Consider the following 17,591-nt stretch of genomic DNA (forward strand, 5'->3'; position numbering starts at 1 on the left):
TGATTGGGTAGGGGGATTAAGATGATGATGGTCGCTGTTCTGCTTGTAATTATGCTTTTGGCTATATTCATGCCAATGTTAACCATGAATGATATCCCCGTTTCCAAGTCAGATTGTCATCACCACAAAAGAGCAAAATTCATACCACAGCAAGCTTCTGATGTGTCTGACGTGACTTTATCCAACTTCCAGCGTGATTTAACAGTGATGTGTGAAAAAAACGAGAATTTAGTCGATATCTATAATGAACTTGGTCAGTCCATCGCAGCTTTAAATATTCAATTACAAGTAGCACAAAAGTTGTGGCAAACTAACCCTAACCAAGCGAAGGAATCGGTCAGTGAAGCTTACCACCTGAGTGGGGTGATTATGCGGGAAGTTCGCGAAACTGTTCGCAGTCTCAGCGCAGACCATCGTCTGTCTGTAGGAAGTAGGGATTAGAGACGACCCGTCGGGTCGTCTAGTAGGGAAAAAATTAAAATGCTATAGATTTAATTAGATTTTCTCCATTGAAATTATTGAGTTTTCCGTTCAAACATTAATTTATTTTTATTTTTATTAATATGTGACAAAAATCATACTTACAGCAGTATTCCAAAATGCAGGATACAGGAAACTGTCGTGAAAACTGTTTCTGACAAGCTTTGAAAATTTAAATGACCTGTCTCCTAATAACCGTATTTTCCCCAAAAGGTGTGCTGATGATTCGCTTATTATTAGTTGATGACCAAAGCCTTGTCCGTCAAGGTTTAAAAGCAATGTTGAGTTTGGAAGAAGATTTAGAAATTGTCGGGACTGCGGAAAACGGGGAGGAAGCGATTTCTCTGGTGGAAACATTGCAACCCGATGTGATTTTGATGGATGTGCGAATGCCAGTGATGAACGGGGCAACGGCTACTAAAATTATATGCGATCGCTATCCCCAAATCAAAATTTTAGTCCTCAGTACCTACGATGATGATAAGGATGTTACGGATGCAATTCGTGCGGGTGCGAAGGGATATTTACTTAAGGATATGCCTTCGGAGGAGCTAGTAAATGCAATTCGTGCTGTCAATCATGGTTATGCGCAACTTGCACCGGGATTATTGGAAAGGGTAATCAATCAGCAAGTCCCAGCGACACCAAAAAGGGAATTTCCATCCCAACTTCCCCCTGGTTTTGCGGAATTAACTCCCCGGGAATTGGAAATAGCTAAATTGGTAGCGGTTGGTTCGACAAATCAGGAAATCGCCGACCAGTTATATATTAGTCAAAGTACGGTGAAAACCCACATTAATAGTATTTTTAATCGTTTAAATATTAAAAATCGCGCTCAATTGGCGATTTATGCTAATTCTGTTTTCGGTAGTCAGAATTAGGGGTTGGGAGTAGGGAATCGGGATGAGGATAATTTTTCCCACTTACTCAGCTTACCGGATAAAAAATGTGGTAGCCAAAAGGGGTGATTCCAGGATTTAGGTGCTGGTTTTTCGCCGAAAATGTGAATTTTCCAGAGTTCCCACATAATTAATAACCATAGGATTTCCCCGATTCTTCGTCCTTGGATATTAGCACTGAGTTTACCTGTAGCAATTTTGGCGGCAATATCTGGTTGCAAATGCTTACCGACTTTCAGTGTGTTGGGGTTGAGCCAAGTACCAATTTGATACCACAACCCATTGAAACACCAGGATGTGAGGGGAACACCCATTCCCCGTTTTTGTCGCCACACTATTTCCGGTGGTAGCCAATTTTCCACGGCTCGCTTGAGGATGTATTTTTCGCAACTGCCTTTTAAACACAGTTCCCCAGCCAGTTTGAATGTCCAATTTGCTAGGGTGAAATCACAAAATAGCGATCGCACTCTTAATCCGTGGGCAAATCCCAGGTTGGTGGCACGGGGATGGATGTTTTGTGCGCCTTTTAACATTAGGCTGGCTCGTCGTAGTCTATGTAATAATCCGGAGCAATATGCAGGGTCTAGTGCTGTTTGCAACCATGTTTCGGGTGATAACTGGTGGATTTGGGTGGATATTTCTGGTGTGAAAATTTGGGTTTCGTATCCCCACAAGCGATGGAAGGTGCGTAAATAATTCTGGGTAAAATCATTTTCACCGTATACACTAGCTGCAATGAGCGGTTTATTTGTCCAACCAGCAAATAACTGGTCTCCACCTTCACCGTTAAAGATAATTTGGGTTTCCTGACTAGCAGTTTGATTCAGGAGATATAAAGGAACTGTCACCCCGTCTCCAAAGGGTAAATCCAGGGCTTTGACGGTGGGAATAATTGCTTGTTTAATTAGGTTTGGTGTGGCTGCTACTTTTTGACAGGGGATATGGAGAAAATCAGCCACTTTCTCTGCGTAGGGGGATTCGGAAACACCAAAGGGACTAAAATCTAGGGTGTAAGCGCGAACTTTTACCCCTGCTTGCACTAATAGGGATGCAACAATGGCCGAATCTAATCCACCGGAGAGAAATATCCCGACGGGTTCATCGGATAAATCGGAGATTTGGGTTTGAACGGCATTTTTGAGGTGAGTTTGTAATTCTTGGATTGCCGTTTGTTCGTCCTGAATTTCAATTTTATCTTGTTGCCATTGATGAATCGTCCGGGATTGAGGTGGGGGGAGGAGATGGGAGGTATGAGGGGTATTTTGCAGAGATTGCCAAATTAATTCATTTCCTGCGGGAATAGTATAAATATGATTTACGGGGGTAATGGGATTGGGAACATAGGAAAAACAAGTATAACCATATAATCCCGCCAAATTAATTTCTGGATTGGTTAAAATTGGTAATAATAACTGCAATTGGGAAGCAAACCATATCACCTCACCCTGTTGTAGCCAATATAAGGGAACTCGACCAAAAGCTTCCCGTCCCAAAATTAAGGATTGCTGGGAATTATCGCTTTGAATACGCACCCAAGCATCTGCAACATGAGCAAACCCCCCAGCAGATAGGGAGAAACCATCCACAGATTTTAATTTTCCCGAATTTAAGACTTCAACCACAGACCAAATTAAAGCTTGGTGATGAGGTTGGTCAGGAAGTTCTAAAGCAACATTATAGCCAGCAACAAACTTGGCAACAGCACGATTTAATTGCTGGTTCAACTGATTCCGAACACCATAACCCCAATATCCAAGACAATGCGGGATACCACCCATAATCCATCATTCAACTGTAAATTTTTCCTCACCCAATAATCTATCACCTAAAAACATTTGTACCTGCCAAGTACCGGTTTTTGCTCCAGTTCCTAGGTTGTAACGACAATGGGTATTCCAAATAGATGTGGTAATGGTTTGAGTTTGATAGCGATTTTGCTTCACAGTTTGACCATTGGGGTCAATCCAATTACAAGTAAGATTGAGCCTTTCACCCACTGGTGCATCTGCCAAGGTTACACGGTAAAATAACTCAGGATTATTTTGGCGAGCAACCCGATTTAAACCACCACCATCATCCCCAGCCAAAGTAATTCGATCCCGTTGCACCTGGATATTGGCGATCGCGGAATTATGGCGTTGTGTAAACCAGAACGTCGTCCCAATTGCCACCACCAGAGCGATCGCAATCCCTCCCAAGACAAATCTATCCTTGCGACGTTGATGAGCCAAAGCTTGACGACGACGCAGTTGAATGATCGCTTCATCCAGCAATTCTGGTGGTAAATTTAATTCCCGGAGAATTTCTTGGATTTGCTCCCGGTCTAACTCGGTCTCCTGACGACGAGACATCTCTCCCACCTCGGCGATAATTTGCTTGAGTTGCTCTTCATTCAATTTCGAGGACATACTTACCCTATTACCTGTATTTCTCACCCGTGAACGGTAAACGCTGAGTAACGACCTTATTTTCTTCCTATTCCCTGACTTGAAAGTAATTCGGGAGTAGGGAGTCGGGAATGGGGAAAAACCACTTTCATTGGTTTTGGTGTACGCAGTACTCTACGAGAAAACCACCCGACATCATGGCTACTCCCTACTTCCTAAAAGTGGGAGGAATTTGTGAGCCATCCGGGATTGATCAGCTAAAACTCACATAAATCACATAACCACATAATCTGCTCTTGACGGCTAACAGTTATCATTTAACAGTCATCCATCAAAAGTAGGGAATATACAACTTAAATGCGTAACAGCTTATTCAACTCACAACAGATTCGCTACTCACCTCAACCTTTTCACCAATTTTCGGTTCCGTACCAGCGAGGATGCGTTGCATATTGCTTTGGTGACGAACAATCACATAAGCACCTCCAGCGATCGCAAACAACAAATAAGCCAAAGGCTGGTGGAACACTACCATTAGTATAGAAACAGCTACAGCCGCACAAATAGAACTGAGGGACACAATTCGGGAAATTCCTAAACACAAGGCAAATACCCCAAACGCAGCTAAACCAACCTGCCAATCCATTGCTAACAAAACACCCAAGCTAGTTGCAACGGATTTTCCCCCTGTAAAATTCAAAAAAATCGATTTGCTATGACCCAACACAGCAGCTAAACCAGCTAACACCACCAACCACGGAAGCCAAACCCCAATCACAACATTATCCGGGAGCAAATTAGAAACGGGAGCAAATTCCCCCAGCCATTTCACCAGCAAAATTGCCAAAACACCCTTGAAACAATCAACAATGAACACAAACGCACCTGGACCCTTACCCAAAGTACGTAATACATTTGTCGCACCCGTCGAACCCGAACCAAATTCGCGAATATCTATTCCTTTCAAAACTTTTGCCACCGTATACCCGGTAGGAATCGAACCCAGGAAGTAAGCCGCAATAACGGTGAGAAAACAAAGTGATAGCCAAATCAGCATAATTTTGGATTTTAGATTTTAGATTAGGGATACAGAATACAGGATACAGGAGACGGGATACAGGAGAGAAATTGATGACTTTCCCCCACCCCTCCTTCCTTCCCTCCCATCCCCTGGGACTAAAAATCATCAAAACCGTTGCTGCGCATCGTTTTCGGGTCGGGAGCAAACGCTAACCAATAGGGGAATTGTAATAGCGCTAGACTAATTTGCTCCTCCGAATCATCAACGATAATCAGGGGGATTTCCTTCCCTCGGACAATCCGCTCGGCTTTTTGCGCGATCGCTTCTGCGGTTTCAAACAAAACCACTCCTCGGTCAGGACCAAAGTCGGGACGACCAATTCCCAAACAATCTTGTAAACCCCGTCGCCATTCTCCTAACCTTTCCGGGGAATTCGCTAACACTAAAACCCGCAAGCGATCGCCGTACAATTCATTCATAATCGAAATTATTGCTGAGGCTACCAGTATATTTTGTAACCTACTGCCCATTGTCCGCAGTGCCCCACGTCCACCCTGTTCAAAGAACCAAGTGGAAACTCTTTCTGCATGGACTGGTTCAAAGGTGCGTCGTAATTGCCAAGGTGGTCCATAATAATCGGGTTTGGTGCGGTATTGGTCGATAAAACGGCGGATTTTGCGGCTAGTTTCCTGGAATTGTTGCTGGGCAAATTGCAGGGTTCCAGTTTCTGGTTGGGGTGGTTGGACTTCCTTGGGGGTAACCCGTTCTGGTTCCGGTGTGGGTTTGGCTACGGGTACTAATTGTAACTGCTCGGCGGCAATTACTAAATCCTGCAAACTACCTGTCAAATAATCCTTAAATCCTTGTACCCTGACCGCTAAATCTTGGGATGCACCGGAAAAGGTGGTGCGCATTTCCTTGCGAATTCGTTCTTGACGACGTTCTAGCTGTTCGACGGCAATTTGTAAAGCTTGTTTGCGTTGCTCCAATTCACTCAAGGACTCTTCCACCAGCCGACCCATTGCCACGTGTGTCGAATTTAGCTGGGCTTGTAACTGGTGATAGGTATTTTCCAGGTCAGCAATTTTTTGCTTCAGTTCGGCTTCGGTACGAATTAATTCGGGGTTGGGGTTTTGCTGGATATTTTCCTGCGGAGGGAAGGATGCAGGGCTATTTACATTTTCTGGTTCAGGAGGGGATTGATCGAGAACATCGGTTGGTTGATTTTCGGTTTGCTCCAATTTGTCGAGATTGGGATTTTGATTTGGTTCTGGGTTCGGTGAGTCTTCTGAGTACATAGAACTTTGCGGAAACTGATTTATTTGGCAATCGAGAATACAGAATTGGGAATTGAGAATTAACAAAGGTATATATTCTGTCACGGAAAATTTGATTTACCGACAGATTTTTCACCCGAAACTACATTCTGTATCCTGCATTCTCACATTACAGCCTATTTTCGCGGACAATATTTTTCTAAACAAGCTTTCAGTGTACCTGGATTAAATAAAATCGGTAAAAAATGAATACTGTTAACTTCCTTAAAATAAAACAAAATCGGCACGGGATGCCAAAATATCCGCCAATTTTCCCATTCCCGATAGGGAAAGCGACGAATTAGGGTTTGTCCGCGATACACATCCATATCTGTATCTGTAAACTGAAGCCGAATCAAACCAGTTTGTAACATCAAAAATAATCCTAGCAACCCCACCACTCCAGCAACTATCGGCTGGACAAATACAAGTCCAAAAGCACCCAACAGCAAAATGATGGGGATATTGTAGCTAGGTGGCAGTTCGACTGTTGATGAAACATCCGTTGCTTGAGTAGATGGAGTCACAATGGCAAATCCTCATATATCAACACCAGCTACGTTTATTGTATGCCCAGTCGGGAAAGTTGGGGAGATGGGTGAAAAAGGTGTTGCAGAATACAAAATATTAATTCCAAATTTGACGTTGCTTGGAGACGTAGCATCAATGCATCAATAGGGTTCGGATCAGAAAATTCATATACCCCAAATACTCCAAATATATTGTAGAGACGCGCTAGCGTTCAATTCCTCTGAAAGAGGCTATATCGCGTCTCCTGAAACCACCACGAAAAATCATTAACCGAACCGTATTGAACGTAGCATGGCGTAGAGACGTAGCACCCCTACGTCTCTACGAGGATTTGGGTTTGAATAGAAAAAAATTTGCATAATTACAATTCATACCCAAAAATCAAATAGTAATCCTGCATAGGAATTAAATTTCCCCCCTGTCTGGGAGCTTTCCTCTTTGCCCCTCAGTGTCAGAGTTTTCAGTGTATATATGGAGACAGGAAGCTCCGTGTCCGTGTTAAGAAAGAAAAGAATATTCTTTAGTACCAAGTTTTATGGTGTGGCGATAGAGATAGTGAAAAATTCGCTGCTTTGGTCAGAAATCCTTGAAAAGGGTAAGGGAAGGTTTTATTTTCCCTGGTTGTGAATTCTGACTACTAAATTTCTGTGCCCTATTTCTTGGTTTTTCTTTTCTCATGTCTTGCGATATTATGCCAAATTCTGACAATTATCTCGACTGGTTTAGTTTGGGGAATGAGCTTCTGGATAGCGGACGCTTGGAAGCGGCGATTGTTTGCTTTGATAAAGCGTTGGATGGGAATGCTAGTTACCATTTGGCTTGGTATAATCGGGGGATTGCCTTGGAGGATTTGGGTCAGGTATCGGCTGCTTTGGCTAGTTATCGACAAGCGACTAAGCTGAAACCGGATTGTTATGAGGCTTGGTATAATCAGGGGAATGTATTACTGCAACTGGATGAGATTGAATCTGCGATCGCGGCTTTTTATCAAGCGATTGAGTTTAATCCAGAGGATTATTTGTCTTGGTATGCCCTGGGTAATGGGTTATTGCGATCGGGTCGCTTAGAAAAAGCGATCGCAGCCTATGATCGGGCAATTAGTTTACAAGCTGGTTGTGATTCAGCTTGGTTTAATCGGGGGATTGTGTTGGCAGAGTTAAAGCGGTATGAGGAGGCTTTGGCTTCCTTTGATCGGGCTTTGGATATTAACCCCCAAAAGCTCCATGCTTGGAATAATCGTGGTGTGGTGCTGTCGGATTTACGTCGGGAACGGGAGGCTTTAGCTTGTTTTGAACGGGCGATCGCTATTGATCCGAATTACGGTGAAGCTTGGTTTAATCGGGGTCGGAGTTTACGGCTTTTGGGTCGTTATACGGAGGCGATCGCATGTTTTGATAAGGTAATCGAATTAAAGGCTGATGATGATGGTGCTTGGGTACAGAAGGGTCTGGCTTTGCAACGTTTATCTCGGTGGGAAGATGCACTCTACTGTTTTGATCGCTCTTTGGCAATTAATCCGGGTTCTTTGAGTGGGTGGCTGTATCGAGGACTGTGTTTAAATGCCCTATCTCGCTATGACCAGGCGATCGCCGCTTTTGATCAAGCAATTCAAATTAATCCTGATGATAGTGATGCTTGGTATAGTCGCGGTATGACTTTGTTTGCTTGTCAAAAATATGCGGAGGCAAGTGCTAATTTTGACCAAGCCTGTAGTTTACAGCCCAATTTACACGATGCTTGGTTTTATCGTGGTATTTGTTTATACGAGTTATCCGAATATGAAAATGCTTTAGGTAATTTTGAGCGGGCGATCGCTATTCAACCGAAAAACCATGTCGGTTGGTATGAGCGGGGTTTAACTTTGCGTTGTTTAGGTCGCTACGAGGAAGCTCTAGAAAGTTTTGCCAAGGCTGTTAAGTATCGCTCGGATGTGGCGAAAATCTGGTACTATTACGGTTTAACCCTGGTGGATTTGCAGCGTCATGAGGATGCTATTGGTTGCTTTGATGTGGCGATCGCCTTGGAACCGGATGGAGCATTGTGGTATTTACGGGGAAACGCCCTAGCTAGCATCGGACGTTTAGAGGGGGCTGTAGCTAGTTTTAACCGAGCGATTGAAATCCATCCCCAACGGGTGGAATATCTCCATAGACGGGCTGATGTATTATTTGATTTGGGTTTGCATGATGATGCTTTAGCCGATTATGAGCGGATTTTAGAATTGGAACCGGAGAATTACCTAGTTTGGGTATTGCATGGAGTTACACTATTTGAATTAGGTAAACTCACTGATGCTCTGGCTAGTATTGACCAAGGATTACAACTACAACCAGATTATGCCGCCGCTTGGTCAGAAAAAGGATTGGTATTACGAGCCTTAGCCCAATTTGGTGAAGCGATCGCAGCCATCGACCGGGCGATTCAACTCAATCCCCAACTGGAGACTAGCTGGTATAATCGCGGACTGGTCATGTTTGATTTAGGGGAATTTACTCAAGCTATTGCCGCCTACGACCAAGCTCTAGAAATTAACCCCAAAAACCAGACAACCTGGTATAATCGGGGATTAGCCCTGGAAAAAATGGGAAATCACCCAGAAGCGATCGCCTCCTATGAAAAGGCTACTGAAGTAGACCCGGATTATTGGCAAGCCTGGTGTAAATATGCAGATTTACAGTCATTAGCAGCAGCATATACCCAAGCTTTAACTGGGTATAGTCGATTTGTGGAATTAAAACCAGAATTACATCTTAGTTGGTTATTTCAAGCCATTACCCTACGTAAGCTAGGCCAGATCAATGCCGCCTTTAATAGTATCGAACGGGCACTGAGTTTAAACAATAACGATGTTCGGGTTTGGTACGAGCGGGGATTAATCCTCTATGCCATGCAATGCTTTGAAGATGCCATCCTATCCTACGACGAAGCCCTGAAACTCAACCCCAATGACGACAAAATCTGGTTTAATCGCGGTTTAAGTTGCGATCGCGCTCATCGTACCCCGGAAGCATTAATTGCCTACGAAAAAGCGATCGCCCTCAATCCTAACTTTGATTTAGCCTGGTACTGTCAAGGCTTAATCCTCTCCAAATCCGGTAAATACACAGCCGCTATCCCCGCATATAAACAAGCGATCGCCCTTAACCCCAACCATGCGAGTTCTCTTTACGGACTCAGTTGCTGCTACGCCGTATTAGGTGATACAAACCTTGCCCTCGACCTCCTCCAAAGAGCCGTCCAACTTAACCCCCAAGAATGCAGTCAATGGATCAAAGATAATCGGGATTTTGATCATCTTCGCAGCCATCCCCAATTTCAACAAATCCTCAACTTGGATATGAATCATAACATCAAGGTAAATTAAGTCGGGCTTGCTGAATTATCCTTCATGCCAATTCAAAAAACCCTTCGACTAACAAAATTTATCTGTCCCATTCTGTTTGCGAATTGGTATTATTTTTGATCAATCCGGAAAAATACAGTTGGCTTTCCATCAATAAGCCTTTCCTCCACCATTTTCATCCCAATTCTTGCGGCTAACTTTTGTGATTCAATATTCGGGCGATCGCAACTGGCTATTAAATATTTATATTTAAGTTCCTCAAAGGCATAGGCCATAATCCGACTTGCGGCTTCAGACCCAAACCCTTTTTTCGTCGCCTTGGGAAGTAGTGCATAACCTAGCTGGGGCTGATTTTCGCCAAAAAAATACCACAAACAAGTAAATCCGATTGTTTCCTGTGTTTCTTTGTTTTTAATTAACCAAATACCGACTTTTTCTGTCGCAAATAGCCTCTGGCTTTCATCCAACATTTCCTGAACTGTCTCTACCCCTAAAATCTCGTCATCACACAAATACCTCCTCACGTAAGCATCCGTCAAAATGCTATGCAACAAATCCAGTTCATCTTCACCAACAGGCTCTAATAACAAACGCTGGGTTTCCAATAATAAGTTCATCGCAATTTAGAAATATCGGCTCATTACACTTTATACCGATTCAAAAAATGTTTGTAATATCGATTCTCTCGTACTTTGATATAAATGAAACTAGAATCATCAACGGTTATATCGATTATCTTGTACTTTGCAATAAATGAAACTAGAATCATCAACGGTTACAGCCCCTGATATGTAGCAAGCATTAGCCTAAACGATATGACAGATACTCAATATGACACATAGCAATGCTACGTCTGGTAAAAATTCATCTGTCGCATTCTTTGTTCAAATTGGTATTACCTACAAACACTTACCTTAACTCCCTAGCTCCCATGTTCGGCGTGGCTCCTGCCTCGTGAATGAAGGTAGATCCTTACAAAATGAGGTAAAACGCAGATATTTGTCACTAAATACACTCAGGTAAACTTATTTTGAAATCAAAAATGGTTCAAGATATAGGTTAAACTGTCTGGACGAACTAGCTTTATGAAGGGGTATTTAATATACATAGCTTTGGCAGTAGTATACCCTAATATACTTGGGATTTGTCAAGATGTCAATAATTAGTCTCGAAAATATGATTATTACGTCAGCTTATTGATAATAGAATCATTAATATTGAGAAAATAGCCAGTTTTTTTCTCAATAAGCCGATAGACTGGGAGAAATGACAAATTTTGTGTTTTTCCCGATAAAAATAACTAATCAATCACACAAGCAACCCGATAAAATCGCATTTAGTACATGTAAACTAACAAAATATGAGATAATAACGAGATTGCGTATTTGGGTAGTTAGGGAATGTCGGATTTAATTTTGTTTTGGCATCGTCGGGATTTGCGGATTACGGATAATACAGGGTTAGCCTTAGCACGGCAAAGAACACCACAGGTGGTGGGGGTATTTTGCTTAGATCCGCAGATACTCAAAGGGGATGATATTGCTGCTGTGCGGGTCAAGTATCTGATTGGTTGCTTGCAAGATTTGCGCGATCGCTATTTACAAGCAGGTAGTCAATTATTGATTGTGTATGGAAATCCGGTTGTCAAAATCCCTGAATTGGCAACAGGTTTGGGAGCCAAAGCAGTGTATTGGAACTGGGATGTGGAACCCTACGCCCAAAAGCGCGATCGCGCCATGCTTGCAGCGTTGCAGGAAAAAGGGATTGAAACTATTGGTGTGAATTGGGATCAGCTATTACATAGTCCCGATGAAATTTGTACAGGTGCTGCTTCTCCCTACACAGTTTATGGTCCATTTTGGAAGAATTGGAGTAGTAAACCGAAGGCGAAAGTGGTTGCTGCCTTTAGGGATGGAAAAGGATTAAGTGCTGACCAACTGGAAAAAGTCAGAGATTATGGCGTGATTGCATTACCTAGCAGTGAGGATTTAGGATTTAGCTGGGATGGGGAATTGGTGATTGCACCGGGTGAAGATGCTGCCCAAAAACGTTTAGAGGAATTTTGTCAACGAGCAATTTATGAGTATGAACCTGAACGGAATTTTCCCTATACAGACGGTACATCCCAATTAAGTGCCCCCTTAAAATTCGGTGTCCTAGGTATCCGTCAGGTTTGGGAAGCAACAGAAACAGCCATGTCAGCCAGTCGCAGTGATGAAGCTCAAAACAGCATTCGCACCTATCAACAGGAATTAGCTTGGCGGGAATTTTACCAACATGTGATGTATCATTTTCCCGAATTAGCTGATGGTCCCTATCGTCAACCCTTCAAAGATTTCCCTTGGGATAATAACGAAAAGTATTTTCAAGCTTGGTGTGCAGGGGAAACCGGATACCCGATTGTGGATGCGGCTATGCGTCAATTAAACACGACAGGATGGATGCATAATCGTTGTCGGATGATTGTCGCCAGTTTCCTGACCAAGGATTTAATGATTGATTGGCGTTGGGGAGAAAAATATTTTATGCAACATTTAATTGACGGTGATTTATCTGCCAATAATGGTGGTTGGCAGTGGAGTGCATCTAGTGGGATGGACCCCAAACCCCTACGGATATTTAATCCTGCGAGTCAAGCGCAAAAATTCGATCCGGATGGGGAGTATATTCGCACCTGGGTAGAAGAATTACGTTCCCTAGATACGGAATATATTGTCACTGGTAAGATTACACCCTTAGAAAGGCGTGCAGTTGGCTATCCCCAACCGATTGTAGACCACCAAGTTCAACAAAAGCTGTTTAAGGAACGCTATCAAAAGCAGAAACAAACCGATTGAATCGCCAAATCTTCAAACCAGGATTTCTCACAAAACCCTACAACTCGTAGGGAGTAGGGAATAGGGAATAGAAAGATAATTCGGATTTCTCTATTTCCTAAAAATCTGCCAACTGTTAACCATTAACTACAGCCTGTGACAGGAAGTTGAATAATATTTGTGAAGTGGAAATAATTTTTTTGTTATTTCCGAAATCTGGTTTGGTATTGGGGTAGTAGTCCAGGTAAATATCTGGAGTATTTGTTTTTTGAAATAGGGCTTACTGAAAATACAGGAATTACGTAACTGGCATATTAATTAAAGTTCGTAGTGAGGATTTTAGTCCTCTTCCTTTATTAATGAAAAGTGTTGTGAGTTTGTTTTTGATACTCAGATTGTGAGATAACCGCAATTATGTCTTTAAGTATTTCAGATTCAACTGTGAAAGCTGCCATTAATGCAATTGAGTCGGAGTCCGCAACTATTGAAGAAAAAATTGCGATGTTGATTGAACTCGCACAGGGATTTGAGTGTAAGTCGAAAACAACTAGAGATTTGCGTCATGCTGTTTCGCTTTACTATCAAGCCTATGAACTTTGTCAGGATGATTATCCCTTACTCAAAGCTCGTACTCAGGTGGGTATTGGTAACACATTGAAAGCAATTTCCTCTGAGGGAAGCGAATTATTAGTTCAAGCGAAAACAGCCTATGAGGATGCATTACCCATTTTACAAGAATTGGGTACGGAGGAAGAAGTTGCCTCTGTACAAATGAATTTAGGTTTGGTACTACAATCCTTAGTAACCTATAACCTAGCAAGGATAACAGACGCGATCGCAGCCTATCGTGCGGCTTTAAAATTCTTTACATGGCAAACCCATCCCCATGAGTACGCGGTTCTCAATAATAATATTGCGATCGCCTATCTGTCGATGCCATTACCACCAGTCAAGGAAAGAATGCGAGAAGCTTTAGCAATTCAGTATTTAGAATTAGCTTTGCAACATATAAATTGCCAGGAGCATCCCCATGAATATGCCATGTTGCAAAATAATTTGGGAAATGCACTGCAATATTTACCTAATTCCCAACCAATCGAAAATAATCTCCGTGCAATAAGTGCCTACGATGAAGCGTTAAAGGTGCGCACCTACGAGAATACTCCAATAGAATATGCTAAAACCATCTGTAATAAAGCTAATGCTCTTTTAAATTTACCAGATAATTTAAATCATCCCCATTTAGGTAATCCCCAAAACCAATCCCAAGCACAAACTTATTACTTACAAGCTTTGGATATTTTTCAAAAGCACCAACAGTTAGAACAAGTAAAAGTTGTACAACAAGCTCTCCAATCTTTTTCTTAATTAGAGATTTATTAGACACTCTCAACTATACACATTCCATCATGAACGAAATTCTGACAGACCCATTAATTAATAAATTAATTACCAGTTTAGCCAATAGTGAGATTAACATCATCACAGGATTAATTTGGTTAATTGTGGCGACAATTGTCTCAATGGCTGGTGGTGCAATCGGTGGAATTCTGATTGCTGGTAAAGACTTAGGCTATGAATTATCGGCAATCTTAGGAGGCTTTTTCGGACCAGCAGGAGTAATTCCGAGTATTCTATTGGGATTAGTAATTTTAAGTGTTATTCTACATTGAATAACTGAATATAGGAATAGCCTACATATAAAGTTGGTATCAGAACCCATAGAAAAGATATTAACTGTGAGCTTTAATTATTTCCTAGCTTGAAAGTGAGTAGGGAATAGGGAATAGTGAGTGGAGAAAAAACCTCTTTCATCCGTTTTTTAATTATCACGAAAAATCATGTTAGAAATTGCCTGGTTTGCCACAAGATTATTCCTCCGGGGAAAATTACTACGAGACCCACTTATATTCATTCGTCAAATTGTTTTTGGAACGATTTTAGGACTGACTTGTTTTCTCGCAATAGCCCAAATGGATATACCTCTAGGTATCAGCGTGACTATTGTTAGTTTACTTACTGGTATGATGATGCCTTTCCTCTTTCGCGATTTTAAAATGAAATAAGCCATCTCACATCTTGCACCAAGAAAAGCTGATGAAAATAAAATACTCTGTATAAAGCTAAAAGTATTATTTTCGCGTTAAAAGCAAACAAGAGTACTGTAGCTATATCGTGTATATATCGTGTATATTTTTAAACTCAACGTATGTATACGTAAAGGTGCAAGATATAAATCATCCTCAATTTGTCTATATCTTGTCTATAGCAAGCCCTATATAACGATATAACGAGTGTATAAGAGCGATACTCCCCCGTAATCCAAAATCCACAATCGAAAATCTAAAATTGCTTAACCACCTAGACATTTGCACTAGGTAAAGGTTATCACATTGTAATGTCACTGAAGTAATGTTGCGGAGGAATACCCCTTCTCGATGGAGATTGGCAGTCAGCAGCACCTATCTTGGATCAAAAAGCTGATTTTCGTTAACTGTGAACAGTCAACAATCAGTGAAGTGATTATGCAATTTATGTATGTTTGCTGATTATTTTCCTCCAAGAGTTTAAGCTGAGTGACAAAATTACAATATACTTTGGGATTATGGATATAATTAACGACTGTCTAACTAACATCATGGGTTTTTTATCCCTTGATAGTAGTATACTAGCGCAAACCATCAATGACCCCAATATTTTGGGGCAGATGCAAAAAGCTTTTACCCATTTTGTGCAAACAGGACAAGCTTGGGCTTTATTAATCGGTTTATTTATTGGTTACATGATTCGTAATTTGACCAGTTACGGTTAAATCAACCGTTCTGAATATCTTGCACCTGAAACGACTACTCTTCACTTCTAAATCCCTTTTGGGTAAGATAGGGTGCAAGCTTTCCAACTTGATGATAGTGATTATTTATAAGGTATTCTATTTTTTGTGTCCTATCTCCTGACTCCAATCACGGATTTTAATTAATTATGGTGCAAGCAAAAAAGTGGAGTCCACGCTTTGATTCTCCCCTCCATCCCCAAATAGCCGATTTTAATGCCAGTATTTCCTTTGATATTGCCTTAATCGAGTATGATATTACTGGTTCCCAAGCCCATGCAAAAATGCTGGCGAAAACTGGTATTATTTCTGCAGATGAGGGAGAACAGCTAGTTTCCGGCTTAGAACAAATTCGCCAAGAATACCGTTCCGGTACATTTAAACCCGGTATTGATGCGGAAGATGTTCATTTTGCAGTGGAACGTCGGCTGACGGAAATTGTGGGTGATGTGGGTAAAAAGTTACATACAGCCCGTTCCCGTAATGACCAAGTAGGAACTGACACCCGTTTATATTTACGGGAGCAGATTGGGCAAATTCGCAATTTGATTCGAGATTTTCAAGGGGTTTTGTTGGAAATTGCGGAAGTTCATGTGGAAACCTTGATTCCTGGTTATACCCACCTACAGCGCGCTCAACCAATCAGTTTAGCCCATCACCTTTTGGCTTACTTTCAGATGTTGAAACGGGATTGGGAACGTTTAGGTGATGTGTTGAAACGGGTAAATATTTCCCCTTTAGGTTGTGGTGCTTTAGCGGGGACAACTTTTGCCATTGACCGTCACTATAGTGCCGAATTATTGGGATTTGCGGATATCTATGCCAATAGTTTGGATGGAGTTAGCGATCGCGATTTTGTGGTTGAGTTTCTCGCTGCTGCTAGTTTAATTATGGTACACCTGAGCCGTTTGGCGGAGGAAGTTATTTTCTGGTCTGCGGAGGAATTTCGCTTTGTCCGTCTCCAGGATAGCTGTGCTACGGGTTCTAGTATTATGCCCCAAAAGAAAAATCCCGATGTACCTGAATTGGTACGGGGGAAAACAGGACGGGTGTTTGGACACCTACAAGCGATGCTAGTGGTGATGAAGGGGTTGCCCTTAGCTTACAATAAAGACCTTCAGGAAGATAAGGAAGGTTTATTTGATACTGTGAAGACGGTGCAAGCTTGTTTACAAGCAATGACAATTCTCTTCCATGAAGGGATTGAATTTTGTCCGCAACGTTTACAACAAGCAGTGGCTGAGGATTTTTCCAATGCTACTGATGTTGCTGATTATCTTGCTAATAAGGGTGTACCCTTCCGAGAAGCCTATAATTTAGTCGGTCAAGTGGTGCAAACTAGCCTTGCTGCGGGAAAACTCCTCAAGGATTTAACGATTGTGGAGTGGAAAAATATTCATCCTGCTTTTGAGGAGGACATTTACCAAGCTATATCACCCCGTCAAGTCGTTGCAGCTCGTAATAGCTACGGAGGAACCGGATTTAACCAGGTTCGGGAAGCTTTGCAAAAGGCACGAGATTTCTTACAAACTGCGGACTAATCCCAGATTGCTCACAGACACCTGCAAGTTTCAGGGAGTACAGACGACCCGTCGGGTCTTCTGTACAGGGAGTAGGGAGCAAATAAACTTGTAAACTTGTAAACAAATAGGTTATTAGGCTTAAAGACCCGGCATTTTTTATTTTTTGCGTCTTGTGAAGAGTGGAATTTTTCGGTTAAAAATATTCCCTGTACAGACGCGACATGTTGCGTTGCTCCCTGTTCCCTACCCTCACAAAAAGACTTTTTCCTCAGACCCTACTTATCAACACAAAAGTAAAAAGGATATTAATCAACGTGAGTTCGATGAGTTATAAAGCCTGAAACTCTTGTCCAGTATCATTCGTAGGAAATAGAAGTTTTTAAAAACCTCCAAGTATGATGTTGAGAATAAAATCATTAAACCTGAAATCAGTCAGTAATTGACT

At 41.9% G+C, this 17,591-nt stretch carries 15 protein-coding genes; 9 read left to right on the top strand and 6 right to left on the bottom strand.

The window, feature by feature from the left end; genetic code table 11:
• Window positions 1-21: 21 nt before the first annotated feature.
• Window positions 22-441, top strand: coding sequence for a histidine kinase dimerization/phosphoacceptor domain-containing protein (locus CDC37_RS17835; RefSeq protein WP_096623719.1), 420 nt, complete (start codon window positions 22-24; stop codon window positions 439-441).
• Window positions 442-701: 260 nt separating this feature from the next.
• Entirely contained in the window at window positions 702-1,361 is a 660-nt protein-coding gene (locus tag CDC37_RS17840; RefSeq protein ID WP_096626367.1) for a response regulator, read from the top strand.
• On the opposite strand, the gene CDC37_RS17845 is transcribed toward CDC37_RS17840, so the two are convergent.
• From CDC37_RS17845 to CDC37_RS17865, 5 genes are all read right to left on the bottom strand, one after another.
• A complete protein-coding gene (locus tag CDC37_RS17845; RefSeq protein WP_096623721.1) occupies window positions 1,358-3,157 on the bottom strand; it encodes an asparagine synthetase B family protein in 1,800 nt (599 codons plus the stop codon). The genes CDC37_RS17840 and CDC37_RS17845 overlap by 4 nt on opposite strands.
• Window positions 3,158-3,163: 6 nt before the next feature.
• The gene (locus tag CDC37_RS17850) at window positions 3,164-3,787 is read right to left on the bottom strand and encodes a DUF3859 domain-containing protein (protein ID WP_096623723.1); all 624 of its coding nucleotides are present in this window, start codon (window positions 3,785-3,787) and stop codon (window positions 3,164-3,166) included.
• 352 nt (window positions 3,788-4,139) lie between these two features.
• Window positions 4,140-4,823, bottom strand: a complete 684-nt coding sequence (gene plsY / locus CDC37_RS17855; RefSeq protein WP_096623725.1) for a glycerol-3-phosphate 1-O-acyltransferase PlsY — start codon at window positions 4,821-4,823, stop codon at window positions 4,140-4,142.
• A gap of 119 nt (window positions 4,824-4,942) precedes the next feature.
• Entirely contained in the window at window positions 4,943-6,085 is a 1,143-nt protein-coding gene (locus CDC37_RS17860; protein WP_096623727.1) for a DUF3086 domain-containing protein, read from the bottom strand.
• A 155-nt stretch (window positions 6,086-6,240) separates the two neighbouring features.
• Complete coding sequence (locus tag CDC37_RS17865) at window positions 6,241-6,630, bottom strand: DUF3119 family protein (RefSeq protein ID WP_231943105.1); 390 nt, start codon at window positions 6,628-6,630, stop codon at window positions 6,241-6,243.
• Between the two features lie 695 nt (window positions 6,631-7,325).
• On the opposite strand from CDC37_RS17865, the gene CDC37_RS17870 reads away from it, so the two are divergent.
• Entirely contained in the window at window positions 7,326-9,998 is a 2,673-nt protein-coding gene (locus tag CDC37_RS17870) for a tetratricopeptide repeat protein (protein ID WP_172892796.1), read from the top strand.
• A gap of 89 nt (window positions 9,999-10,087) precedes the next feature.
• Here the strand turns inward: CDC37_RS17870 and CDC37_RS17875 are convergent, their stop codons facing one another.
• Complete coding sequence (locus CDC37_RS17875; RefSeq protein WP_096623732.1) at window positions 10,088-10,594, bottom strand: GNAT family N-acetyltransferase; 507 nt, start codon at window positions 10,592-10,594, stop codon at window positions 10,088-10,090.
• A gap of 783 nt (window positions 10,595-11,377) precedes the next feature.
• Between CDC37_RS17875 and CDC37_RS17880 the strand changes: the two genes are divergently transcribed.
• The 6 genes from CDC37_RS17880 (at window position 11,378) to argH (ending at window position 17,164) form a co-directional block, all read left to right on the top strand.
• Entirely contained in the window at window positions 11,378-12,814 is a 1,437-nt protein-coding gene (locus CDC37_RS17880) for an FAD-binding domain-containing protein (protein WP_096623734.1), read from the top strand.
• Window positions 12,815-13,207: 393 nt separating this feature from the next.
• A complete protein-coding gene (locus tag CDC37_RS17885; RefSeq protein ID WP_096623736.1) occupies window positions 13,208-14,161 on the top strand; it encodes a hypothetical protein in 954 nt (317 codons plus the stop codon).
• 41 nt (window positions 14,162-14,202) lie between these two features.
• Entirely contained in the window at window positions 14,203-14,466 is a 264-nt protein-coding gene (locus CDC37_RS17890; protein ID WP_096623738.1) for a hypothetical protein, read from the top strand.
• Between the two features lie 168 nt (window positions 14,467-14,634).
• A complete protein-coding gene (locus CDC37_RS17895) occupies window positions 14,635-14,859 on the top strand; it encodes a hypothetical protein (protein ID WP_096623740.1) in 225 nt (74 codons plus the stop codon).
• Between the two features lie 539 nt (window positions 14,860-15,398).
• Window positions 15,399-15,605 (top strand): hypothetical protein, encoded by a 207-nt coding sequence (locus CDC37_RS17900; RefSeq protein ID WP_096623742.1) that lies wholly within the window; start codon window positions 15,399-15,401, stop codon window positions 15,603-15,605.
• Between the two features lie 167 nt (window positions 15,606-15,772).
• Entirely contained in the window at window positions 15,773-17,164 is a 1,392-nt protein-coding gene (gene argH, locus CDC37_RS17905; protein ID WP_096623744.1) for an argininosuccinate lyase, read from the top strand.
• Window positions 17,165-17,591 lie beyond the last annotated feature (427 nt).

The organism is Calothrix sp. NIES-3974 (assembly GCF_002368395.1).
In the GTDB taxonomy this organism is placed as follows: Bacteria; Cyanobacteriota; Cyanobacteriia; order Cyanobacteriales; family Nostocaceae; genus NIES-3974.